At 69.9% G+C, this 22,749-nt stretch carries 19 protein-coding genes; 8 read left to right on the top strand and 11 right to left on the bottom strand.

Going from position 1 to position 22,749, the window contains the following annotated elements; translation table 11 throughout:
* Positions 1-111: 111 nt before the first annotated feature.
* Positions 112-1,929 carry an aspartate--tRNA ligase gene (gene aspS, locus K8612_RS24335; RefSeq protein WP_223742846.1) on the bottom strand — a complete coding sequence of 606 codons (1,818 nt, stop codon included), beginning with the start codon at positions 1,927-1,929 and terminating at the stop codon, positions 112-114.
* Between the two features lie 190 nt (positions 1,930-2,119).
* Between aspS and K8612_RS24330 the strand changes: the two genes are divergently transcribed.
* The 4 genes from K8612_RS24330 to K8612_RS24315 all read left to right on the top strand — a co-directional run bounded on the left by K8612_RS24330 (position 2,120) and on the right by K8612_RS24315 (position 5,762).
* Positions 2,120-3,217 (top strand): hypothetical protein, encoded by a 1,098-nt coding sequence (locus tag K8612_RS24330; RefSeq protein WP_223764041.1) that lies wholly within the window; start codon positions 2,120-2,122, stop codon positions 3,215-3,217.
* A gap of 24 nt (positions 3,218-3,241) precedes the next feature.
* Entirely contained in the window at positions 3,242-4,537 is a 1,296-nt protein-coding gene (locus tag K8612_RS24325; RefSeq protein WP_223764040.1) for a hypothetical protein, read from the top strand.
* An 11-nt stretch (positions 4,538-4,548) separates the two neighbouring features.
* Positions 4,549-5,325, top strand: a complete 777-nt coding sequence (locus K8612_RS24320) for a hypothetical protein (RefSeq protein WP_223742849.1) — start codon at positions 4,549-4,551, stop codon at positions 5,323-5,325.
* Between the two features lie 197 nt (positions 5,326-5,522).
* Positions 5,523-5,762, top strand: coding sequence for a YHS domain-containing protein (locus K8612_RS24315; RefSeq protein ID WP_223742868.1), 240 nt, complete (start codon positions 5,523-5,525; stop codon positions 5,760-5,762).
* Between the two features lie 24 nt (positions 5,763-5,786).
* Here the strand turns inward: K8612_RS24315 and recJ are convergent, their stop codons facing one another.
* Complete coding sequence (gene recJ, locus K8612_RS24310) at positions 5,787-7,502, bottom strand: single-stranded-DNA-specific exonuclease RecJ (RefSeq protein WP_223764039.1); 1,716 nt, start codon at positions 7,500-7,502, stop codon at positions 5,787-5,789.
* Between the two features lie 170 nt (positions 7,503-7,672).
* On the opposite strand from recJ, the gene K8612_RS24305 reads away from it, so the two are divergent.
* Positions 7,673-8,257 carry an outer membrane beta-barrel protein gene (locus tag K8612_RS24305; RefSeq protein ID WP_223742851.1) on the top strand — a complete coding sequence of 195 codons (585 nt, stop codon included), beginning with the start codon at positions 7,673-7,675 and terminating at the stop codon, positions 8,255-8,257.
* Positions 8,258-8,323: 66 nt separating this feature from the next.
* Here the strand turns inward: K8612_RS24305 and secF are convergent, their stop codons facing one another.
* The 6 genes from secF to K8612_RS24275 form a co-directional block, all read right to left on the bottom strand.
* Complete coding sequence (gene secF / locus K8612_RS24300; protein ID WP_223764038.1) at positions 8,324-9,490, bottom strand: protein translocase subunit SecF; 1,167 nt, start codon at positions 9,488-9,490, stop codon at positions 8,324-8,326.
* A 31-nt stretch (positions 9,491-9,521) separates the two neighbouring features.
* Positions 9,522-11,294 carry a protein translocase subunit SecD gene (gene secD / locus K8612_RS24295; RefSeq protein WP_223742853.1) on the bottom strand — a complete coding sequence of 591 codons (1,773 nt, stop codon included), beginning with the start codon at positions 11,292-11,294 and terminating at the stop codon, positions 9,522-9,524.
* Entirely contained in the window at positions 11,294-11,647 is a 354-nt protein-coding gene (gene yajC, locus K8612_RS24290; RefSeq protein ID WP_223742854.1) for a preprotein translocase subunit YajC, read from the bottom strand. Before yajC ends, secD begins: the two co-directional genes overlap by 1 nt.
* A gap of 151 nt (positions 11,648-11,798) precedes the next feature.
* A complete protein-coding gene (gene tgt, locus K8612_RS24285) occupies positions 11,799-12,995 on the bottom strand; it encodes a tRNA guanosine(34) transglycosylase Tgt (RefSeq protein WP_223742855.1) in 1,197 nt (398 codons plus the stop codon).
* Positions 12,996-13,000: 5 nt separating this feature from the next.
* A complete protein-coding gene (gene queA, locus K8612_RS24280; protein ID WP_223764037.1) occupies positions 13,001-14,089 on the bottom strand; it encodes a tRNA preQ1(34) S-adenosylmethionine ribosyltransferase-isomerase QueA in 1,089 nt (362 codons plus the stop codon).
* A 51-nt stretch (positions 14,090-14,140) separates the two neighbouring features.
* Positions 14,141-15,247: a SpoIID/LytB domain-containing protein gene (locus K8612_RS24275; RefSeq protein ID WP_223764036.1), complete on the bottom strand. Its 1,107-nt coding sequence runs from the start codon at positions 15,245-15,247 to the stop codon at positions 14,141-14,143.
* Between the two features lie 114 nt (positions 15,248-15,361).
* On the opposite strand from K8612_RS24275, the gene K8612_RS24270 reads away from it, so the two are divergent.
* From K8612_RS24270 to K8612_RS24260, 3 genes are all read left to right on the top strand, one after another.
* A complete protein-coding gene (locus K8612_RS24270; RefSeq protein WP_223742858.1) occupies positions 15,362-15,910 on the top strand; it encodes a hypothetical protein in 549 nt (182 codons plus the stop codon).
* A gap of 38 nt (positions 15,911-15,948) precedes the next feature.
* A complete protein-coding gene (locus tag K8612_RS24265; protein WP_223742859.1) occupies positions 15,949-16,284 on the top strand; it encodes a hypothetical protein in 336 nt (111 codons plus the stop codon).
* A 63-nt stretch (positions 16,285-16,347) separates the two neighbouring features.
* Positions 16,348-16,926 carry a hypothetical protein gene (locus tag K8612_RS24260; protein ID WP_223742860.1) on the top strand — a complete coding sequence of 193 codons (579 nt, stop codon included), beginning with the start codon at positions 16,348-16,350 and terminating at the stop codon, positions 16,924-16,926.
* Between the two features lie 13 nt (positions 16,927-16,939).
* Here the strand turns inward: K8612_RS24260 and K8612_RS24255 are convergent, their stop codons facing one another.
* The 3 genes from K8612_RS24255 to K8612_RS24245 all read right to left on the bottom strand — a co-directional run bounded on the left by K8612_RS24255 (position 16,940) and on the right by K8612_RS24245 (position 22,424).
* Positions 16,940-18,175 carry a KamA family radical SAM protein gene (locus K8612_RS24255; RefSeq protein WP_223764035.1) on the bottom strand — a complete coding sequence of 412 codons (1,236 nt, stop codon included), beginning with the start codon at positions 18,173-18,175 and terminating at the stop codon, positions 16,940-16,942.
* A complete protein-coding gene (locus tag K8612_RS24250) occupies positions 18,175-19,545 on the bottom strand; it encodes a KamA family radical SAM protein (protein WP_223742862.1) in 1,371 nt (456 codons plus the stop codon). Before K8612_RS24250 ends, K8612_RS24255 begins: the two co-directional genes overlap by 1 nt.
* 116 nt (positions 19,546-19,661) lie before the next feature.
* Positions 19,662-22,424, bottom strand: a complete 2,763-nt coding sequence (locus K8612_RS24245; protein ID WP_223764034.1) for a serine/threonine-protein kinase — start codon at positions 22,422-22,424, stop codon at positions 19,662-19,664.
* Between the last annotated feature and the right edge of the window lie 325 nt (positions 22,425-22,749).

Here is a 22,749-nt window from a genome sequence, read left to right as displayed (position 1 = left end):
GGCCACCGGGATGTCCAGCCGTGCCGGGGGGCCGTCCGTCGGCTTCCAGCCACTCCCCAGGCCCTTGGGAAGGGCCCGGGGTGCGGCGAGCAACGAACCGGCAGGGTCCCGCTACTTCTGGGGCAGCGGCACCGAGCGCACGTGCAGGTCGCGCAACTGCTTCTCGTCCACGTCGCCGGGGGCGCCCGTCATCGTGTCCGTGCCCGTCTTCGTCTTGGGGAACGGAATCACGTCGCGCAGGGACTCCGCGCCGGTCAGCAGCATCACCAGGCGGTCCATGCCCAGCGCGATGCCGCCGTGCGGGGGCGCGCCGTACTTGAGCGCGTCCAGAAGGAAGCCGAACTTCACGCGCGCCTCCTCCTCCTGGATGCCCAGCGCCTTGAACACCTCGCCCTGCACCTTCGGGTCATGCAGGCGGATGGAGCCGCCGCCAATCTCGAAGCCGTTGAGCACCACGTCGTAGCGGTGGCACTTCACGCGGCCCGGGTCGGTCCCCAGGTACTGCACGTCCTCGTCGTGCGGGCGGGTGAAGGCGTGGTGCGCCGCGGCCCAGGTGTTCGTCTCCTCGTCGAACTCGAAGAGGGGCGGGTTCACCACCCAGAGGAACTTCCACTGGCCGCCGCTGCCGTACTCGGGGATGAGCCCCAGCTTCTTCGCCACGTGCACGCGCAGGTTCGCCATCACCGTGTGCACCAGCGACTCCTTCCCGAACTGGAACAGGATGAGGTCGCCCGTCTTCGCGTTCACGGCCTGGTTGATGGCCTGCCGCAGCGCCGGCGTGATCGTCTTGGACAGCGGGGACTGGGTCCACTCACCGCCCTCGCCCACCTTCGCGCGCGCCAGGCCCTTGGCGCCCGCCTGCTTCGCGAAGTCCTCCAGCTTGTCGCTCTCCGCGCGGGACAGCGCCTTCTCCGCCGGGACGACCATCGCCTTGACGATGCCCTTGTCCTGCACCGCGTCCCACATCATGGGCACGCCGCCCGCGGCGCCGTGCTCGCGGATGACGTCCGTGAGCACCACGTGCTCCAGCCCGAAGCGCAGGTCCGGCTTGTCGTTGCCGTACTTCGCCATGGACTCGTAGAAGTCCATGCGCATGAAGGGCGTCGGGATGTCGATGCCCAGCACCTCGCCCCACAGCTTCTTCAGCAGGCCCTCGATGATGGTGAAGATGTCGTCCTGGGTGACGAAGCTCATCTCCACGTCGATCTGCGTGAACTCCGGCTGCCGGTCCAGGCGCAGGTCCTCGTCGCGGAAGCACTTCACGATCTGGAAGTACCGGTCGAAGCCCGCGACCATGAACAACTGCTTGTACAACTGCGGGCTCTCCGCCAGCGCGTAGAACTTGCCCGGGTTCAGGCGGCTGGGGACCAGGAAGTTGCGCGCGCCGCCCGGCGTGTACTTGCCCATGAAGGGCGTCTCCAGCTCCAGGAAGCCGTTGCCCACCATGTACGAGCGCGTGAGCGCGTTCATCTTCGAGCGCGTCATCAGCGTCTTCTGCAAAGGGCCCCGGCGCAGGTCCAGGTAGCGGTGGCCCAGGCGCTTCTCCTCGGACGTCTCCACGTTGTCCTCGATGAGGAACGGCGTGGGCTCCGAGCGGTTGAAGATGGTCAGGTCCGAGGCCTTCACCTCGATTTCACCCGTCTTCATCTTCGGGTTCACGTTCTTGCCGCGCGACAGCACCTTGCCCTTGATGCCGATGCAGAACTCCAGGCGCAGGTGCCCGGCCAGCTCATGGGCCTCCTTGCTGTCCGGCTCGAACACCACCTGGGTGAGCCCGTCGCGGTCCCGCAGGTCGATGAACACCGCGCCGCCGTGGTCGCGGCGGTTGTGCACCCAGCCGAAGAGGACCACTTCTTCGCCAACGTTCGCGGCCGTGAGCTGACCGCAGGTGTGGGTACGCTTGACCTCGGAAATGAACGGGACCGCCATGGAGACCGCCTGCGTTTGGTTCGGGAAGGAAGGCCGGGCACCATAGCGGATCGTGGAAACGACGCGTCAAGGAATCCATGGCCCCGGCACCCCCGTGTTTTCACCGCCATCTCCCTCGGAGGACGGGCGCGTGAGCAGGCAGGCGCGCACGTCCCCGCAACCCGCGGCCGCATCCCGGGTTGAAGCCTCCATGCAGGGGGAACTGGAGACCCGCCGCCGGCCCGGAGGCCTGCGCGCGGGGTGGGTGCTGCTGGCGCTCGTGGGGAGCCTGGGGGCGGGCACCGCCCGGGCGGAGGCCGCGGAGAGCTCCGTCACGCTCGAGGCGAGCGGAGGCCACGGCTATGCCCTCTGGAGCCTGCTGGGCGACGTGGGCGTGGGGGAAGCGACCTTCCTCACGCTGGGCTACAGCGGCGTGCGTCCGGAGTCCGGCACCGCGGCCACCCACCAGCTCTCCGTGGGCGTGGACCACCTGGCGGGCGCGCACTGGCTGCTGTCCGGCGCCGTCAGCCTGGGGCTGGCCAAGTCCTCGGACACGGAGCTCATCCAGGAGCGCCCCCGCCTGGACGTCCCCGGCCTCACCGCCCGGACGGGCTACGGCAGCCAGGCGGTGCAGTTGGGCGCGGCCTGGGACTCGGCGGGCTTCGGCACCTGGGAGTACGGCCTGGACGCGGGCGTGGGCGTCAGCCGCAACCCGCTGCGCCGCCAGTTGCTCACCGTCTCCGGCGGCGCCGCCACGCAGCGCTACACCCAGGAGGACATCCTCTGGATGGCCCGCCCCACGCTGGGCGCGAGGCTGCTCTGGAAGGGCCGGTGGGAGCTGGGGCTGCGCGGGGCCTTCGCCTTCTACAGCGAGGACCCGCTCACCGCGGGCCAGTTCACCGACGCGGAGACGGAGCAACTGGAGGCCCGGTTGGAAGGCCTGGCCGCCGCCCGCGGGGCCCTGACCGTCCTGCGCCGCCGCCAGTTGCGGGACCTGGGCGCGGCCGTGGCGCGGCGCCTGGGAGAGGTCAACGCCACCACCGGCTTCCCCTCCGCGCCGGTCCGCTGGGACGTGAAGCCATCCCTCTCCTGGCGCCTCAGCCCCGCCCTCCGGGGCCAGCTCTCCTACGCCTTCACCCAATACGTGCCGGGCGAGGGCGTGGCCCACGTGGTGGCCACCCGGTGGACGGTGCGCCCGGGCGACGCGGTGCGCCTGTGGGCCTCCGTGGCCCTCCAGCGGGACGTGCCGGAGGGCCTCCCCGCGCAGGACTCCGCCCTGCTCACACTCGGAGGGGAATACACGTTCTGAGCGGTCCGGAGTAAAACGGGCGTCATGCTCCGAACAGTCATCACCGCCGCCGTCGGGCTGACCCTGGCCACGGGCTGCGCGCCGGACAGCGAGGCCCCCGTGAAGGTCTCCGTCCTGTCACGCTCCAGCAATGGCCAGTACGTCCCCACGCAGGTCGAACTCACCACCATCGAGGACGTCGTCGGCCTGAAGGGCACCGTCGGCGACCTCCAGGGCGGTGCACGCATCGTCATCGACCTGAACGACCCCGCGCTCCAGAACGCCACGGAGGCCACCGTCGCGGACGTGCTGCTCAAGAAGCCCGGCCACGACGTGAAGGCCAGCTACATCACCCAGAAGGACGAGAAGACGGGCGAGGACGTCCTCTGGCCCGCGGACTTCCACTCCTGGAACATGGTGACCTCGTATTACAACCTCGAGCGCGCCAACGAGTACTTCCGCACCGTCGCCAACGTGAAGGTCGCGTCCTTCGAGCCCGCGCCGAGGCTCTACTACTTCCCGGAGTTCATCCAGGCGCAGGCGAGCAAGGAGCCGGCGCGCGACAACGCCATCTTCTACCCGGTGCTCCAGTCCTTCCTGGTGCTGCCGTTCGACAAGATCCAGCGCGCCCCGCTCCCCCTCAACGCGGCGGTGATGGCGCACGAATATTCGCACCTGGTGTTCAACCGGCTGGCGTACGCCGGCCAGAACCTGCCCGTGGCGCTGTCCAACTGGTCCTCGGAGAACCCCAGCCAGGGCGCCAACGTGCTCAAGTCCTTCGACGAGGGCCTGGCGGACTACCACGCCTACGGCGCCACCTGCCGCAGCGTCAGCGGGTGTGACCCGCGCTTCATGGCGCCCTCCTTCGACGGGGGCCCCTACGCCGGGGTGACGGACGCGCGCGACCTGTCCCGCGGCGACCGCTGCATGAGCGCGCTGCTGTACGCCCGCGTGCAGCAGCAGGACGTGAACACCTTCACCGCCGACGGCGCCGAGTACCAGGTGGGCACGCTGCTGGCGACCGCGCTCTACCAGGCGGGCCGCTCCACCGGCCAGGAGGCCCAGCTCCAGCGCGACATCGTCTCCGCGTACTACGACACGGACCCCGCGAAGCCGGGCATCTTCCAGTACACCCAGTTGGTGCTGGGGGATCAGTCCCAGTTCTCGCTGGCCGTCCCCGCCGCCGCCATCATCTCGCACATCTCCGACCTGGAGCTGCGCAAGGCCGTCTGCAACGAGTTCATGGACCACCTGCAGATCCCGCGCGAGCTGCTCCTCGGCGCCAACCTCTGCCCGGCGAGCGCCGCGGGCGGCACCACCTGCCCCAGCATCTTCCAGTGAGGCCCGCTCCCTTGAACACCTGGCTCAAGGCCTGCCTCGCTGGCAGCCTGCTCTTCACCCCCGCCGCCTTCGCCCAGAGCGCGGACGACGACGACCCCTACGCCTACCCGGAGGAGGAGGCCGACCGCGCCCAGCAGAAGGCGCGCCAGGAGGACGACGACGCCTACGAGCGCCGCCGCAAGCTGGTGGACGAAACGGACGAGTTCCGCGAGGCCGCCGAGGCCACCAACGACGACGGCTTCCGGGGCATGTCCCGCCTGGACGACCCCAACCTGGGCGTCGCGGTGGAGCTGGTGGGCGGCCTGCTGTTGATTGACAGCGCCCGCGGCGACTTCTCCGACAACAAGCCCGGCCTGGGCGTGCGCGCCACCTGGGAGTTCGGCCGCAACTTCTTCACCGAGAACGCGACCCTGCGCGAGGCCCTCTTCGCGGACCTGCGCTGGCTCTACGGCAGCCTCAGTGACGGCACGGAATTCATCAAGGGGGACACGCGGCTTCACTACTTCACGCTCGCGCCGGCCTGGCTGTTCCAGTTCGGCGACTCGCCCTTCGGTCTGTTCCTCCAGGCCGGGGGTGGACTCGCCTACCAGGCCACCGGCATCACCGTGGGCGAGGACGAGACGAAGGTGAACGGCCTCAAGCCCGTGGTGCAGTACGGCCTGGGCATCCGCGGCCGGCCCGCCCTGTCGCGCACGCTGCACCTCACCTTCCGCGTCGAGGCCATGGGCCTGCGCCGCGGCTACGCCAACGACTTCTTCCTGGGTGGCAGCGCCGGCGTCGGCTTCTGAAGCCCCTCCCGGCCCCATCCCCTCGGCCCCCGCGCCCTTCCCCCGGGAAGCGGTGGCGGGGGCTGAACTTTTTCCCCTCCTTCGCGGCCCGGACACGCCCTCCTGGTTGGTATTCCCAGGAGATGGACCGCTGGCATGCCCCCTGCTTACATTCGCGTCCGGTGGGGGAGTCAGGGGCGTCGGGCTGGAGGTGGATGATGAACGGCGGACAGGAACACGGGCAGGGCAACACCAGGCACTGGGATCCGGTGTGCGGCAGGCACCTGGAGGCCCCGGAGGGCCAGCCCTCGTCGGAGTACAAGAGGCGCCGGTACTTCTTCTGCTCGGAGGGCTGCCGCACCGCCTTCGAGCGTCAGGCGGAGCGCTTCCGCCTCAACGAGCTGGCGCGGGCCGGCGCGCTGATGTCGCCGGGCCGGGTGCGCTGGGGGCTCGCGTAGCGCGGGCCAGGCCAGGGGGCGGCGTCAGGCGGCCTGACGCACGTCCTTGAGGCGCAGGGACAGCTTGCGCTGGCCGCGGAAGGTGTCGAAGCCGGCCTGGAAGGCCAGGTCCACCGGCCCCTCCACCAGCGACACGCGGTCCGCCATGCCGAAGCCGATGGCGTCCAGCTCCGGCGCGTCCACGAGCGCCAGCTTCAGGTGCCCCGCGCCAGGCGCCCCGGACTTCGCGGGCAGCACGCGGGGCCGGGCCTGCTGGCCGCGCAGCACCAGCACCGGCTCCGGGTTGCCCTGACCGAAGGGCCCCAGCCGCTGCAGCGACTCCACCGCCGTCGCGTCCAGGTCGCGCGGGTTCACCACCGCGTCCACGCGGCAGCGCGGAATCATGTCCTCCGGCGTCAGGCGCTGGAGGGCGATCTTCGCGAAGGCCTCGCGGAAGGCGGGGAGCTGCTTCGCGTCGATGGTGAGGCCGGCCGCGTGCTTGTGCCCGCCGTAGCGCATGAGCAGGTCCGAGCAGCCGGTGAGCGCGTCGTACAGGTGGAACGCCTCGATGCTGCGCGCCGAGCCCTTCCCCACCCCGTCCTTCACGCCCACCATCACCGTGGGCCGGTGGAAGCGCTCCACCACGCGCGACGCCACGATGCCGATGACGCCCGGGTGCCAGCCCTCGTCGAAGAGCACGAGCCCCCGCGAGTCCTTGTGCTCCTCCGCCTGCGCCAGCGCCTGCGTGAGGATGCTGCTCTCAATCCCCTGCCGCTCCGCGTTCGCGCGGTCCAACACCTGCGCCAGCGAGCGCGCCGCCTCCACGGAGTCCGCACAGAGCAACTGCAGGCCCAGCGACGCGTCATGCAGGCGGCCCGCGGCGTTGATGCGGGGCCCCAGGCGGAAGCCCACCTGCCCCGCGGTGACGGTGGCGTCCGGCTCCAGGCCGGCCACCTCCTTCAGCGCGCGGATGCCGGGGCGGCGGCCCTGGGACAGCTCCTGGAGGCCGTGCGCCACGAGGATGCGGTTGGCGCCGGTGAGCGGCACCACGTCCGCCACGGTGGCCAGCGCCACCAGGTCCATCAGCGCCTTGAGGTTGGGCTCCTTGCGCGTGGCGAAGTAGCCGTCGTCGCGCAGGCGCTTGCGCAGGCCCATGCAGAGGTTGAAGGCCACGCCCGCGGCGCACAGCACCTTGGTGGGGTACTCGCAGCCGGGCTGGTGCGGGTTGAGCACCGCGGTGGCGGGCGGCAGCGTGGGCGGCACCGTGTGGTGGTCCACCACCACGACGTCCAGGCCCATCTCCTTCGCGCGGGCAATCTCCGCCACGGAGGTGATGCCGCAGTCCAGGGTCACCAGCAGGCGCGTGCCGTCCTGCGCGATGCGCTCCACCGCGCCCAGGTTGAGGCCGTAGCCCTCGTCCAGCCGGTGCGGGATGTACGTGGCGGGGGCCACGCCCAGCTCCTTGAGGAACAGGTACATGAGCGACGTGGAGGACACGCCGTCCACGTCGTAGTCCCCGTAGAGCGTCACCTTCTCCTTGAGCCGCACCGCGCGCAGCACGCGCTCCACCGCGGGGCCCATGCCCTTCATCCGGAACGGGTCCGGCAGGTCCGCCAGCCGGTCCGACAGGAAGGCCGACGCCGCCTCCGGCGTGCGGTAGCCACGGTGCAGCAACACCCTCGCCGCCAACGGGTGCAGCGACAGCTCACCCGCGAGCGAACCGACCTCCTGCTCGACGACATCTGGAAGCAACCACCGCATGGTGAAGGACAGTACCTCAGACGTCCGACCAAGGCAGTCCAACCCGCCCACTCACACCGCCCTCCTGCACGCGTGTTCAGACGTGCGCTCGACTGCCTCCCTGCCCCCGACCTGCACGGCGGGTGCGCGGTGCCCAGCTTGAGTGCACACCCGTGGACAGGGAGGTCCGCATGCTTCGCAGGTTTCTCCAGGGCGGTGCCCTGATGGCCGCCGTGTTGTGCGCCGGGCCCGCGCTCGCGCAGAAGAAGCAGGGGGACGTGAACGTCTTCCTGCGCGGCGGCATTGGCGACTACACGGGGGACCTGGGCGACCTGGCCAGCACCGGTCCGCTGTGGGGCCTGACGCTCAACCTCCAGCCCACCACCTTCCTCGGCTTCGAGGTGGGCTACGAGGGCTCGCAGAACAAGGTGAGCGACAGCCGCCTCTTCGACGCGCCCTCGCTGGTGCGCAACGGCGGCAGCGCGCTGGTGAAGGTGTCTCCGCCCTTCCTCACCGCGGTGCGCCCCTTCGCGGGCGTGGGCCTGGGCCTGTCCTACGTGGACGTGCGCGGCGCGGGCGCGGGGCTCTACGACTCGGACTTGATGGAAGAGGTGCCCCTCGCGGTGGGCCTGGAGTTCAACACCGGCGGCCTCACCGCGGGCGTGCGCGGCACGTACCGCCTCCTCATCGACCAGGACTTCGCGAACGTCACCTCGACGGACGACAACGGCGGCGGCCTGATGGACGCGTCGCTGACGCTGGGCGCGCGCTTCTGAAAAAGCGAAGGCCCTCGCTCCCACGTGGGGAGGAGGGCCCTCGTTGCTTCAAGACCGGCCAACAGCTCAGGCCGTCTTCGGCTCCTGCTTGGCGCCGCCGCCGTGACCCTCGCGGGCGTGCGCGCGCTCGTCCAACCAGATGACCAGCGGGCTGGCGATGTACACGGACGAGTACGTGCCCACGAGGATGCCCACCAGCATCGCCATGGCGAAGTCGAAGATCTCGCCCACGCCGAAGATGAGCAGACCGACGAGCGACAGCGCCGTCACGCCGGAGGTGAGGATGGTGCGGCCCAGGGTGTCGTTGACGGCGATGTTGATGATCTCCGGCAGCGGCTTGCCCTTGTACTTGGCCATGTCCTCACGGATGCGGTCGTAGATGACGATGGTGTCGTTCACCGAGTAGCCCACCACCGTGAGCAGCGCGGCGATGGACGTCAGGTTGAACTCACGCCGGCTCACCAGGTAGTAGCCCGCCACCATGATGACGTCGTGCACCATGGAGATCAGCGCGCCCGGACCGAACTTGAAGTCGAAGCGGAACGCCACGTAGATGAGGATGGCGATCATGGAGTACAGCAGCGCCATGATGCCGCGGTTGCGCAACTGCTTGCCCACCTGCGGACCCACGTAGTCCACGCGGCGCTGCTCGAAGTTGGGCTTATCCAGGCCCGCGCTCAGCGCGGAGAACACCTTGTCCGCCATGCCGCTCGCCACGACCTGGTAGTCGTAGCCGGTGCCGCCCTGGTTCGCGCCCAGGTCACGCACCTCCTGCACGCCGATGCCCGCGCCCTCGACGGCCTTCTTCACCGCCTCCACGGACATGGGCTGCGCGGAGCGGAAGTTCACGATGCCGTTGGCCATGTCGGCGTAGACGTTGCGCGTCTCGCCCAGGCCCTGGATGGCCGTCTTCGCGCGCTCGGCGTTCTCCTCCGTGAGCTGCGTGACGCCGCCCATGCGCAGGAGGAAGGAGTTCTCGTCCGCCGAGCCGATGCCCTGGACGCTGACGTCGTGCAGACCGCCGGCCTGGGCCTTCTCGCGGACCTGCGCCGCCGTGGTGGGCGTGTTGTACTTCAGCTCCACCACCGTGCCGCCGGCGAAGTCCACGCCGAAGTTGAACCCCACCGCGGCGATGCCGACGATGATGGCCAGGTTGATGATCGTGGAGATGAAGAGCGCCGGCTTGCGCTTTCCAATGAAGTCGATGTGCGTCTTGTGCTTGAGAATCTGCATGGCGGATTTCCCGAAGGCGCTCTGAGGCCCGTTAGACGGACACCGACTGCGCGTTGCGGCCGTGGACGAAGTAGGTCGTGATGACGCGCGTCACCACGATGGACGTGAACAGCGACGCCAGCAGGCCCACGATGAGCGTGGTGGCGAAGCCGCGGATGGGGCCCGTTCCCGTGAAGAACAGGATGAAGCCCGCCAGCAGCGTCGTCACGTGCGCGTCGAAGATGGTCCAGAACGCGCGGTCGTAGCCCTGGTCCACCGCCGCGCGCGCGGACTTGCCGTGCGACAGCTCCTCGCGGATGCGCTCGTTGATGAGCACGTTCGCGTCCACCGCGATGCCCAGCGTGAGCACGAAGCCCGCGATGCCCGGCAGCGTCAGCGTGGCGTTGAAGAACGCCAGGCCCGCCAGGATGAGCAGGCCGTTGAGCAGCAGCGCCACGTCCGCGATGAGGCCGGACTTGCGGTAGTACACCGCCATGAAGACGACCACGAGCGCCAGGCCCACCAGCGCCGCCAGGCTGCCCTTCTTGATGAGCTCGTCGCCCAGCGTCGCGCCCACCTGACGGATTTCGCCCACCGTCACCGGCGCGGGCAGCGCGCCCGCCTTGAGCACCAGCGCCAGCGTCTGCGCCTCGCCCAGCCACTCCTCGAAGCTGCGCCCGCTGGCGCGGCCCATGGTGATGCGCGCGCGGCCGCCGCCGATCTTCTCGTTGATGCGCGGCGCGGTGTGCACGTTGTCGTCCAGCACGATGGCCATCCGGCGGCCCACGGCGGCCTCGGTCAGCTTCTCGAACTCGCGCGAGCCGGCCGGGTCGAAGGCGATGTTCACCTCCGGCTCGTTCATCTGGCTGACGGACGCGTCCGCGCCCGCCAGGCTCTCACCCGTGAGCGGAACGTTCTTGTCCAGCAGGTAGCTGCGGTACGCGATGCAGTCGTTCTTCTTCACCGGGTTCGCCACGCACTCGGTGACGACGTCGCGGCCCTCCGGCGTCTTGTCCTTCGCGTACGCGAGCAGCGCCTCGCGGTTGGGCGAGGACAACTGCGGGAAGCCCTCGTCCTCCACCAGGGTGATCTTGCTCTCCGGCGGGGGCGGGTGCTGCTGGTACATCTGCGCGAACACCTGCGGGTTGGTGTCGTCCACCATCCGGAACTCCAACTGCGCGGTGGTGCCCACCAGCTCCTTGGCCTGCTCCGGGTTGCTGCGGCCGGGCAGCGAAATCTGGATGGAGTCCGTGCCCAGCTTGCGCACGTCCACTTCCGCCACGCCCCACTTGTCGATGCGGCGGCGGATGACGAGCATCGCCTGGTCCACGGCCTCGTCGCGGAAGCGGTTCACCTGGCCCTCGTCCGGCTTGAGCACCAGCGTGCCGCCGTTGCGGGACTCCACGGTGAAGTCGGTGAAGGTGGCGAGCACCTCCTTCTGGATGGCGTCCATGGTGCCCGGGTCCTTCGCGGTCAGCACCAACTGCAGCCGCTCCGGATCCGTGTCCGCCGTCACCTCACCCAGCTTCTTGTCGTTGACGTAGGTGGCGATCTGCTGCCCGCGGCGCTCGGTGCGCTTCTGCAGGGCCGTCTTGGTGTCCACCCGCATCACCATGTGGATGCCGCCCTGCAGGTCCAGCCCCAGGTTGAGGCGGTACTTCGCGGGGGGCGCCCACTTGGGCAGCCGCTGCTCCAGCACGGCGATGTTGTTGCGCTCGCTGCGGTCCAGGACCACCAGCGAGTAGTACGTCGGCACGAGGAACCAGATCGTCCCCAGCGTCACCGCGACGATCATCCCGAACTTCCACCACCAGCCGCGGTCCATTACTTCTCCTCCTTCTTCTCAGCGGGGGCGGCCGCCGGGGCGCCCGCCGCCGGAACGGTGCCCTTCGCACTGACAGCCGTCTTGAGCACGCGCACGCGCACCCCGCTGGCGATCTCCAGCGTCACGGTGGAGTCGTCCACCTGGTGGATGCGCCCGAGGATGCCGCCGGACGTCACGACGTCATCGCCCTTCTTGAGCCCCGCGAGCAGGTTGCGGTGCTCCTTGAGCTGCTTCTGCTGGGGGCGGATCATCACGAAGTACATGATGGCCACCAGCACGGCGAGGAAGCCGAAGGTCCCCAGGGGGGAACCGCCGGCCCCGGCCTGCGCGAGAATCAGGAAACTGTCAGCCACGCACTGCCTCGTCGTTTGGAAGGAAGGATTCGGAAACGTGGCCCCGACCCGGCGTACGGGTGGGGGCAAAACATCCGAAAGGGTGGCCTCTTAGCAAGGGCGCCCCATGTGAGCAAGTGAACGCCGGAAGCACGGCAAACCCTTTGCCCGCTCACCGACCGCTTTTGCGCTCGGCCTCCTGCGCCTGGGCCCTGGCCCGGAAGTCCCGGGCGAACGCCGCGAAGCGGTCCTCCGCGATGGCCCGGCGCACCTGGGCCATCAGGTCCAGGAAGTAGTGGAGGTTGTGCAGCGTGTTGAGCCGCATCGCCAGGATTTCTCCCGCGGCGAACAGGTGCCGCAGGTAGGACCGGCTGAACGTGCGGCAGGTATAGCACGAGCACGCCGGGTCCACCGGGCGGGGGTCCTTGGCGTAGGCCGCGTTGCGGATGACCAGCTTGCCCTCCGAGGTGAAGAGCAGGCCGTTGCGGGCGCACCGCGTGGGCAGCACGCAGTCGAACATGTCCACGCCGTGCTCCACGCACGTCACCAGGTCCAGCGGCGTGCCCACGCCCATCAGGTAGCGCGGCTTGTCCCGGGGCAGCAGCGGCGCGGAGTAGGCCACGCCCGCGTGCATCGCCTCGGGCGCCTCGCCCACGGAGTAGCCGCCCAGCGCGTAGCCGGGCAGGTCCACCGCGCACACCTCCTCCGCGTGGCGCTTGCGCAGGTCGTCGTGCAGACCGCCCTGCACGATGCCGAAGAGCGACGAGCGCTCGCGGCCCCACGCCTTCACGCACCGGTGCAGCCAGCGCGTGGTGCGCGCCAGGGACTTCTCCAGGTAGGCGCGGTCCTCGGTGGACGGAGGGCACTCGTCGAACGCCATGATGACGTCCGCGCCCAGCGTCTCCTGGATTTCAATGGAGCGCTCCGGCGACAGGAAGTGCCGCGAGCCGTCCAGGTGCGACTGGAACGCGGCGCCCTCCTCGGTGATTTTGCGCTTCTCCGACAGGCTGAACACCTGGAAGCCGCCGCTGTCCGTGAGCATGGGCCGGTCCCAGGAGATGAAGCGGTGCAGGCCGCCCATCTCCCCGACGAGCGCGTCCGTGGGGCGGAGCATCAGGTGGTAGGTGTTGCCCAGGATGATCTGCGCATCCAGGGTCTTCAGGTCGTCCGGGCCCACGCCCTTGACGCTGCCCACGGTGCCCACGGGCATGAAGATGGGCGTCTCGATGGGGCCGTGCGGCGTGTTGAGCCGGCCGCGGCGCGCCTTGGTGCCGCTCTGGTCCTCGTGCAACAGCTCGAAGCGCACCAGCCCCGGGGGCACGCGGGTATCGCCCTTCTCGCCCTTTTCCCTGCCCTGCTCGTCGACCACGGCACTCACTCCTTCACCAACATGGCATCGCCGTAACTGAAGAACCGGTAGCCCGCGCGCACGGCCTCCTGGTACGCGGCGAGCGTGCGCTCACGGCCCAGGAGCGCGCTCACCAGCATCACCAACGTGGAGCGCGGCAGGTGGAAGTTCGTGAGGAGCACGTCCACCTGGCGGAAGACATAGCCGGGCCGGATGAACATCGCCGTCTCGCCCGGCCCGCTGCGCAGCCGGCCCGTGTCCGGGCCGGTGGCGGACTCCAGCGTGCGCACCACGGTGGTGCCCACGGCGACCACGCGGCGGCCCTCCGCCTTCGCGGCGTTCACGGCGTCAGCGGTGGCCTGGGGCACGGTGAAGCGCTCCGGGTGCATGTGGTGCTTGTCCAGCACCTCCTCGCGCACGGGCAGGAAGGTGCCGGGCCCCACGTCGAGCGTCACCTCCGCGCGCTGGACGCCCTTCGCCGCGAGCTTCGCGAAGACCTCCTGCGTGAAGTGCAGGCCTGCGGTGGGCGCGGCCACGGCGCCGGACGCGCGGGCGTACACGGTCTGGTAGCGCTCGGCGTCCGAGGCCTCGGGCTCGCGGGTGATGTACGGAGGCAGGGGCAGCCGCCCCGCCGCGTCCAGGAGGCTGGCGAGCGACGTGCCCGGCGCGGCATGGAAGCGCACCCGGTACTCCCCTCCCCCCAGGGCCTCCAGGACTTCGGCGGACAGGCCCCCGGCGAAGGTGACGGATTGGCCGGGCTTGAGCCCCTTGGACGCCTGCCCCAGGCAGACCCACTCCAGCGACTCAGGGGCACCGCCAAGCGCCGCGGAGGTGAGCGTGGCCGCGGCGGCGGGGCGGACGACCAGCAGCTCCACCCGGCCGCCGGTGCCGCTCTTCTGGCCCAGCAGGCGCGCGGGGATGACGCGCGCGTCGTTGAGGACGAGCAGGTCCCCTTCGCGCAGCAGGTCCGGCAGGCCGGTGAAGTGCTGGTGGCTCCAGGCGCCGGTGGCGCGGCTGACGACCATCAGGCGCGACGCGTCCCGGTCGGGCAGCGGGGCCTGGGCGATCTGCGCCTCGGGGAGCTCGAAATCGTAGTCGGAGAGGAGGGACGACACGGGGTTGGCGCTTGTAGCAGCCCCCGCGCCCTCACGGAACCGGCGAGGGCGTCAGTAGAGCTGTTGGAACTCGGCGCCCGGGTAGTAGTGGGAAAGGATTTCCCGGTACGTCTTGCCCTGGTCGGCGAGGGCCTTGGCGCCCCACTGGCACAGCCCCGCCCCGTGGCCGAAGCCACGTCCGGTGAACACGTAGTTCTTGCCGGACGCTTCCACGTCGAAGTCCAGGCTCTTGAGGCGCGTGTAGCCCAGCTTGCGGCGGAACGTCACGCCGTCCACCGCGGTGCCATCCGGCAGCGTCACGCGGGTCACCCGGTGCGTGGGCGTGCGGCCGGTGACGCGCATGCCGCCCGGCGCGGACTTCAGCGCGCCGCGCAGCTCCCCCTCGGAGAGGGTCGCGGACCAGCGGCTGGCGGGCAGCTTCCCGCAGGGACAGTCGACGGGCTGCAGGTACGGCAGGTTCCGCTGGAGCGCGTCCTGGCCGGACTCGGTGCGCCCGCCGCAGGAGGCATGGAAGTACGCCTCGATGGGGGCCAGGTCGTACGTGAGCACCTCGCCCCGGGTGGCCTCCACGGCGGCGCGCGTCTTGGCGTCCTCGCGGTTCACGCCGCCGTACACCTGGTGGAGCACGCTGCTGCCCATGTGGAAGGCGGCGCCATACGCGTCCAGCTTCTTCTGCAGCGCGTACGTCCGCGCGGCCACGGCCTGGGCCTTGAGGGCCTCCAGCGGGAAGGACACGGGCATCTCGCTGCCGAGCACCGCCGCCAGGTAGTCCTCCAGGGGGATGACGTTGATGAGCTGGAGGCTGTTCTTGAAGAGGCGCACCACGACGTCGCCGCGCACCTGCGCGCTGCCCGCCTTCAGGGGCTCGTTGCCGGGGCCGCCCGCGTCGGTGGCCTCCAGGCCGCCCCGGAAGCGGATGGAGTCCTCGAGGACCGGAGCCCCGTTGACCTCCAGCTTGCCGTTGCGGCGGCGCACGGTGGCCTGTCCCGACGTGACGGCGACATAGGTGCCGTCCTCCGCGTCGGGGCCGAAGCCCAGGCCCCGGCCGCTCACGCGGACCTCGTCGCCAGGGTCGTCCATGGCAATGCGCATCGTCTCCACGGCGAACGCCCGCGACGACGCGAGCAGGAGCAGCAGCAGTGCCACACGTTGCAACATGGTCCAACAGTCTAGGGGCGGGGCGATCCGCCTCAAGAAATCGGCCGGAAGCCAGGACATGTCCCTGGTAGGAGCCCACGAAATCCCCGGGCGGATGCCGCAGAATGGAGCCCCGTGACCGCCTCCGTCCCCGACGTCGCCCGCCTGTCCCCCGAGGCCCTCTCCGACGCCCTCCGCGCGCTGGAGCCCCGCGCGGCCGCCGTCTTGGTCCGCCGGCTCGTGGAGCGCCGGCCCCAGGCGGAGTGCGCGGCCTGGTACGGGATTTCAAGCGACGCGTTCTCGGCGCTGCTGCTCCGTTCAGCGGTGGCCCTGGCCCGCCAGTTGGGCCAGCCCTCGAGGCCCCCGGAGAGCCCGGAGGAGGCCACCGCCTGGGAGCGGATGCTGGCCATGGCCGTGGAGAAGGACACCGCGCCCGTGCCGGTGCCGCTCGCGCCGGTGGCGTGGTTGTGCCGGCGGCTGCACGCGCTCGGCCCCGAGGTCGAGGCCGCGCTGGACAGGGCCGCCCAGGCCGACGCGGACTCACCCGGACGGGCGAGGGAGGAATGGCTGCGGAGGCTGGCCGTGGCCGCGCTCCTGGCCCTGACGGCCTGGCTCTACTGGAGCCGCCCCCCTGAGCCGGAGCCCCGCCCCGAGCGCCGCATGCCCTCCCCCGAGCGCCGCTGACTGGACGCGGCCTCGAGCAGGCGCGTATGGGTAGGGCCATGCGAGCGACCCGGTCATGGCTGGCCCTCCTCACGGCAGGAATCGCGCTGGCGGGCTGCGCGAAGCACGTGGACACCCGGGTGGCCGGGGACGACGACGCGGCCATCGACGGCATCGAGGCCCGCCTCGACGAGCTCCGCGCCCGCGAACAGGGGGACGACCTCACCTGCGCCGAGCAGTGCGACGTCTCCGCGCGGACGTGCGCCACGGCGGAGCAGCTCTGCGGCCTCGTGGAGCAGCACGCGGACCGGGACGACCTCCCGCCGCGCTGCGCCAGGGCTCGCGAGCAATGCGCGGGCGCGAACGACGGCTGCACGCGGTGTCAGGCGCCCTGAAGAAGCGGCCATGCGCTGGCTCTGACTCCATGCCTATGATGGCCCGGATTGAGGAGCCTCCCCATGACCACCCGCCTCTCGTTGATGCTCGCTGCCTCGTCGCTCCTGCTGGCGACCCCTGCCCTCGCGGAGGAGGAAGGCCTGACGCCGGAGAAGGTGGCGGCCATCCAGCGCGATGAGGCCGCGGCCCAGGCGAAGGTCAACGAGGACTACGGCAACCGCAAGCCGTCGGAGATGAGCAACGCCGAGCGCGGCCAGGCCATCCGCGACCAGCAGAAGGAGTCCGCCAAGGTCATGGAGAAGCACGGCGTCTCCGCGAAGGAGTTCGCCACCTTCACCGCCCGGATGACGCCCGAGGACAACCAGCGCGTCGCCAACGAGGCCAAGCGGCTCGACGACAAGGCCAAGGCCGAGAAGGAAGCCGAGGCGAAGAAGCGCAAGGGCGACGGCGAGGTCCACATCCAGCAGGGCTTCAGCGACGCGGACCCGGTGGAGCTGGAGTCCGCGGACGGCGCGGAGCCCTCCGTCGACGTCGACGGCAGCCTGGACAGCACAGCGGGTGCGCCAGCCGTGGAGATTGGCGACACCGCCGGCACGCCCACCAAGTCCATCAGCCGGAAGTCGTCCAAGCGCCGCAGGTAGCCCCGAGGAGCCCTCAGCGGCCTCGGGAACCTGGCTCCCGCGACCGCGCCTGCCACACCTCGTCGTACGGGCAGGAGCAGTCGGTCTCCTCCGGCTCCGGGTACGCGTACGTCTCGCCCTTGTAGTTGCGGAACAGGGTCTCCCGCTCGCCCCGCTCGATGACGTAGTCGGGCTGGAGGGTGACCTTCCCTCCCCCACCCGGCAGGTCCACCGCGAGGTGCGGCACCGCGAGCCCGCTGGTGTGCCCGCGAAGCTGCTGGAGGATCTCCAGCCCCTTGGCGATGGGCGTGCGCAGGTGCTCGCAGCCCTCCGCGACGTCCATCTGGTGCAGGTAGTACGGGCGCACGCGGCTGCGCAGGAGCACGTGCGACAGCTCCTTGATGATGCGCGCATCCGAGTTGAGCTGCCGCATCAGCACCGCCTGGTTCTCCACCGGCACGCCATGGTCCACCAGCCGCTCGCACGCCTCGCGCGCCTCCGGCGTCACTTCCTTGGGGTGGTTGAAGTGGGTGATGACGTAGACGGGCGCGTAGCGGCGCAGCAGGCGCGCCAGCGAGTCCGTGACGCGCATGGGCAGCACCACCGGCACCCGCGTCCCGATGCGGACCATCTCCACGTGCGGAATCTCGCTCAGCGGCGCGAGCAACGACTCCAGCCGCTCCTCGCTCAAGAGGAACGGGTCTCCCCCGGAGATGAGCACGTCGCGCACCTCGGGGTGGCTGCGCACGTAGTCGATGCCCCGGCGCATCTGGTCCTTGGTGAGCTCCGCCTCACCGCCCTTGGTGATGCGCCGCCGCGTGCAGTGGCGGCAGTAGACCGAGCACGTATCCAGGGCCAGGAACAGCACCCGGTCCGGATACTTGTGGACGATGCACTCCTCCGGGCGCGTCTTGTCCTCGCCGAGCGGATCCTCCAGCTCCCCGGGCCGCACCCGGGCCTCCGCGCGCACCGGAATGGACTGCATGCGCACCGGACACAGCGGGTGCTCCGGGTCGATGAGGGACAGGTAGTACGGGCTGATGCCCATCCGGAACAGCGAGGACGTCTCCTGCACCCCGGCGCGCTCCTCCGGGGTCAGGCGCACGTAGCGCTCCAACTGCTCCAGGTTGCGCACCGAGTGCCGCTGCTGCCAGCGCCAGTCCGTCCACTCCGCGTCGGTCGCGGAGGGGAACAACCGGGCCCGCCCCTCGGCACTGAGCGAGGGACGGGGGGACGACAGGGGCGCTGTCGCGCCCACGGAGGAGTCCATCACGCCGCCTTGGGCTGATCCCGCCACCACGCCTGGCCGGACTCCGGCAGCGTGTCGATGGGATCGAAATACTCGTACTTCCGCTCAAGTGCGTCGGCGTCGTTCGCTTCCACGCTCGTGCGGTAGTTCTTGGTCCAGTAGGAGATGCCGCGCTCGCGGTCGTACTCCGCCACCTGGTGGATCCACCGCTTCCCCACGAACGGCACGTCGCAGACGATGCGCGGCGTGGCGAAGCCCGGCATGTAGCCCATGATGTCGTGCTGGAGCTTCTGTGCCTGCGCCACCGACAGCCGCCAGTGCTCGCTGTTGGGGATCATGTCGCACATGTAGAAGTAGTACGGCAGGATCTTCGCGTGGTCGAGCAGCGTGAAGCACAGGTCCAGCAGCGCCTTGGGGCTGTCGTTCACGCCGCGCAAGAGCACGCCCTGGTTGCGCACGTCGCGGAAGCCCATGTCGAGCAGCTTGCGCACCGCCTTGCCCACGAGCGGCGTGAGCTGCTGCGCGTGGTTCACGTGCGTGTGCAGCGCCAGGTCCACGCCGCGCTCCACGGCCTTCTTCGCCAGCCGGTCCAGGCCCGCCAGCACGCTGTCCTGGAGGAAGTGCTGCGGCAGCGCCATGAGCCCCTTGGACGCCAGGCGGATGTCGCGGATGTTCGGGATGTCCATCAGCGCGCTGACGAACGGCTCCAGCGCCTGGATGGGCAGGTTCGCGATGTCGCCGCCGGACACCACCACGTCGCGCACGGTCGGCGTGCGGCGCAGGTAGTCCAGCATCTGCTCGTAGCGCTCCTTCTGCCCCGTCGCGAACTTGTGCTTGGACACCTGCGGGACGTCGTTGCCCACCAGGTCCATGCGCGTGCAGTGGCCGCAGTACTGCGGGCACGTGGGCAGCATCTCCGCCAGCACCTTCGTCGGATAGCGGTGCGTCAGGCCCTCGACGACCCACATGTCCGCCTCGTGGAGGCTGTCCCGGCTGGCGCGCGGGTGGTTGGGCCAGTCCGTGCGGCGGTCGGCGAGCGCCGGCAGCATGTACTTGCGGACCGGGTCGTTCCACAGGTCGTCCAGGTCCATGGTGTTGAGCATCTGGGGCGGGACGAGGATGGACATCGTCGCCCGCTCCTTCTGGTCCAACTCCATGCTCGCGGCCAGGTCGTCCGGCAGCAGCGCCCCGAGCGTCGCCCGCAGCTCGCGCAGGTTCTTCACGGTGTGCTTGCGCTGCCACACCGAGCTCTCCCACTCCGCCGCGGTGACGTCCTTGTAGCCCGGGATGCGCCGCCAGTCGGGCTCCACGAACTCCTTGCGAAGGGGATAGGTGAACGGCTGCTGCGCGGGGCCAGCGTCGGGCTTGCCTCGAGTGGACGTCATGCTCATGAACACATCACCTCAACGTAAGGAGCGTCGTGGGCGAGGCGTCATAGCCTGCCCCCCGACATCCCTGCTCAACAATCGCCAGGGGAACAAGATGCCCCATGGCGCAGTGCGTCCGTTCACTCCACCTTGACGTTGATGAGCTTCGCCACGTTCTCCGTGTCGATGACCACCACCTGGGGCTTGGTCGACTTGCCGTTGAGCTTGAAGACGACCTTCCGCTTGCCTACCGGCAGTTGCAGCGGATTGCCCAACGGCACAGGGCTCACACGTCCGGTGTTCTTTCCGTCCACCCAGATCTGAGCGCCCGCCGGCGAAGTGCTGCAGGCGAACTTGCCCAGCGCCGCGGCGGCGGGTTTCGGCTTGGGTTCCGGAGGAGGCTTCGGGGTCGCCACCACGGGCGGAGGCTTCGGCTTCGGCTCGGGCGGCGGGGGCTTCGGCTTCGGCTCGGGCGGCGGCGCTTCCTCCACCATGTCCACGGCGACACGCACCTCGGTGTCGCCCTTGGACGTGAAGTCGCCGGAGAACGGCTTGTAGCCCGCGCGCTTCGCCGTGAACGTGTACGTCTTGCCGATCTCCAGGTCGCCGAGCTTCGCGCCAGGCAGCTTGCCCAGGGACTTGCCGTCGACGGAGATCTCCGCGCCCTCCTGTCCTTCGAACAGGGCGGTGAACGTCTTCGCCGCGGGAGGCTCGGCGGGCTTCTCCGGGGGCGGCTCCGGCGTCGTGGGCGGAGGCGTGTTGTCCACCACCTGCGGCGGCTGCTGGGGCTCCGGAGGCTTGGGTTCCGGCGGCTTCGGAGGCGGCGCATCCGCCTTCAGGCTGAGGAGGATGGGGGCCGCCGCCTGCCCCGCGGTGACCTCAATCTGCTGCGTCACGGGCTGGAAGCCCGGAGCCGAGGCGGTCACGTTGTGGATGCCCGCGGACAGCTCGATGACCTGGTTGGCGTTCACGGCCTCGCCGTCCACGAGGACGGTGGCGCCCACGGGCGCGACGAAGTTCACGGAGCCCGTGGACGAGCCACGGACCACGAAGACCACCGCGACGAGGAGGAGCAGCGCCGCGCCCACGGCCATGCCGATGATGGCGGGCTTGGGCAGGGGCTTCTTCGGACCGGCGGGCGCCTTGGCCTTCTCGACCTTGGCGGCCGGGGCCGGCTTCGCCATCTTGGAAGCCTTCTGGGGGATGGTCGCCGGACCATCGGCCTCGTCGTCGTAGGGCGGCTCCTCGGAGTCCTGCCCTTCGTCGCCGTAGTCGTCCTGGCCGTCGCCCTCGTACTCGTCGCCCTGGTCGTCGTAGGCGCCGTCCGGGTCCTCTTCGGCCGCCTGGGCGCGCAGCCCGTTGTGGCGGGAGCCCACCGGGACGGTGATGTTGCCCGTGGTCTCCTCTTCCTCGGGGTCCAGCACCGGGGCCGCCGAGCCACCGCGCGAGCGCGAAGGCGGCGCCGTCGGAGCCGGACCGATCATGGTCGCGCCCGCGTAGGCCTCACCGCCCTCGTCCCCGATGATGACCTGGGACTTGGGGCCGCTCTTGCCCTTGCCGCCTCGTCCTTCGTCCTGAGCGTAGGGAGAGGCGCTCGTGTGATGTCCGGCCCGGTCGATGGGGTTCTCCGAGCGGCCGGTGATGCTGTCGTCCACGACGACGCTGCTGTCCGCGATCCGCGTCTCCGGGGCGCGGAACGTGTGCGTGGAGTCGACGATCTGCGTCTTGTCCGCGGCGCCATCCATCTCCGCCAGCTCTTCAGCGCTGGGCGGCGGGATGTAGCCAGGCGCGGGCTGCGCGGGCGCCGTGGAGGCGCGGCCCACGGGAGAACCCGTGGCGGACGGAGGCGGCGACCTCTTCTGCGCGGTGGCACGCGGAGGCGCGGCCACCGGAGGAGGCAGCGTCACACCCGAGTGTTCAATCTGGTCCGGGCGCTCGACGGAGGCATAGCGCTCCATCTTCTCCGCTTCCCGGAGCATGTCCTCGGCGAAGGCCTCCTTCATGAAGCCGGACAGGTGCTTCGACGAGTAGATGGCGTCCCCCGCGAGGAGGAAGCGCATCAGGTCCTCCTGGAGGTCCGAAGCCCACTGGTAGCGGTCCTCGGGCTCGCGCGCGAGCGCCTTGAGGACGACCTTCTCCAGCCCCGCGGAGATGTTCGGGTTGAACTCGCGCGGCAGCGGGATGTCCGCGTTGCGCACCTTCTCCAGCGTGGAGAAGTCGGACTCGCCCACGAAGAGCTTCTCGCCCGTGAGCATTTCGTAGAGCAGCACGCCCACGGCGAAGATGTCGCTGCGCCGGTCGATGGGCATGCCCCGGACCTGCTCCGGGCTCATGTAGCCGAACTTCCCCTTGAGGATGCCGGCCTGCGTCTTCTGCGAACGGTTGGCGGCCTTGGCGATGCCAAAGTCGATGATCTTCACCTCGCCTTCGTACGAGACGAGGATGTTCTGCGGAGAGACGTCGCGGTGGATGATGTGCAGGTCCTGGCCGCGCGCGTCCTTCTTGCGGTGCGCGTAGTCCAGGCCCTCGCACATCTTGGAGACGATGAACACCGCCTGGGCGGTGGGCATGATCTCCTTGCGGCGGCGGTAGCGCTCCAGGAGCGTGCGGACGTCACGGCCCGCCACGTACTCCATGGCGATGAAATACGTGTCCTCGTGCTTCCCGAGCTCGTGGATGTGCACGATGTTGGCGTGGTTCAGCTGAACGCTGATCCGCGCCTCATCGATGAACATCGTGATGAACTCGTCATCCTCCGCCATCGTCGGAAGGATCTTCTTGATGGCCAGGATGCGCTCGAAGCCTTCGACGCCAAAAGCCTTCGCGATGAAGACCTCGGCCATACCGCCGACGTTGACGCGCTCGAGGAGCAGGTACTTCCCAAAGAAGGTCGGCTTCTTCATCTCGCGGGGCTGCCCGGCGCCGGCGAGTACGGACCGCAGCAGGCGGTGCGCAGACCGGGGGGAGCAATGACTCTAGATCCAGTGGGAACGGCGGTCAAACATCCACGATAACGCGATTCCCCAAGGAATCCGAGAACTTGGCGTCCCTTCGCCCTAAATCCGACCCACCCGCCTTCCGGCGCGGCCCCAACATCGCCTCCGGCGAGCGCGTCTCAGCGCTCAAGCCAGGTGCGGCGGCCCAGATCACTAGCCCGCAAAGACAAAGCCCCCGGCGCCTTGCGGCACCAGGGGCTTTCAAAAAGAATCCGGCAGCGACCTACTCTCC

Origin of the sequence: Corallococcus sp. AS-1-6 (genome assembly GCF_020037015.1) — a bacterium.
In the GTDB taxonomy this organism is placed as follows: domain Bacteria; phylum Myxococcota; class Myxococcia; order Myxococcales; family Myxococcaceae; genus Corallococcus.
The sequence above is the reverse complement of the archived record's forward strand: the minus strand, read 5'-3'. Positions and strand labels throughout refer to the sequence as shown.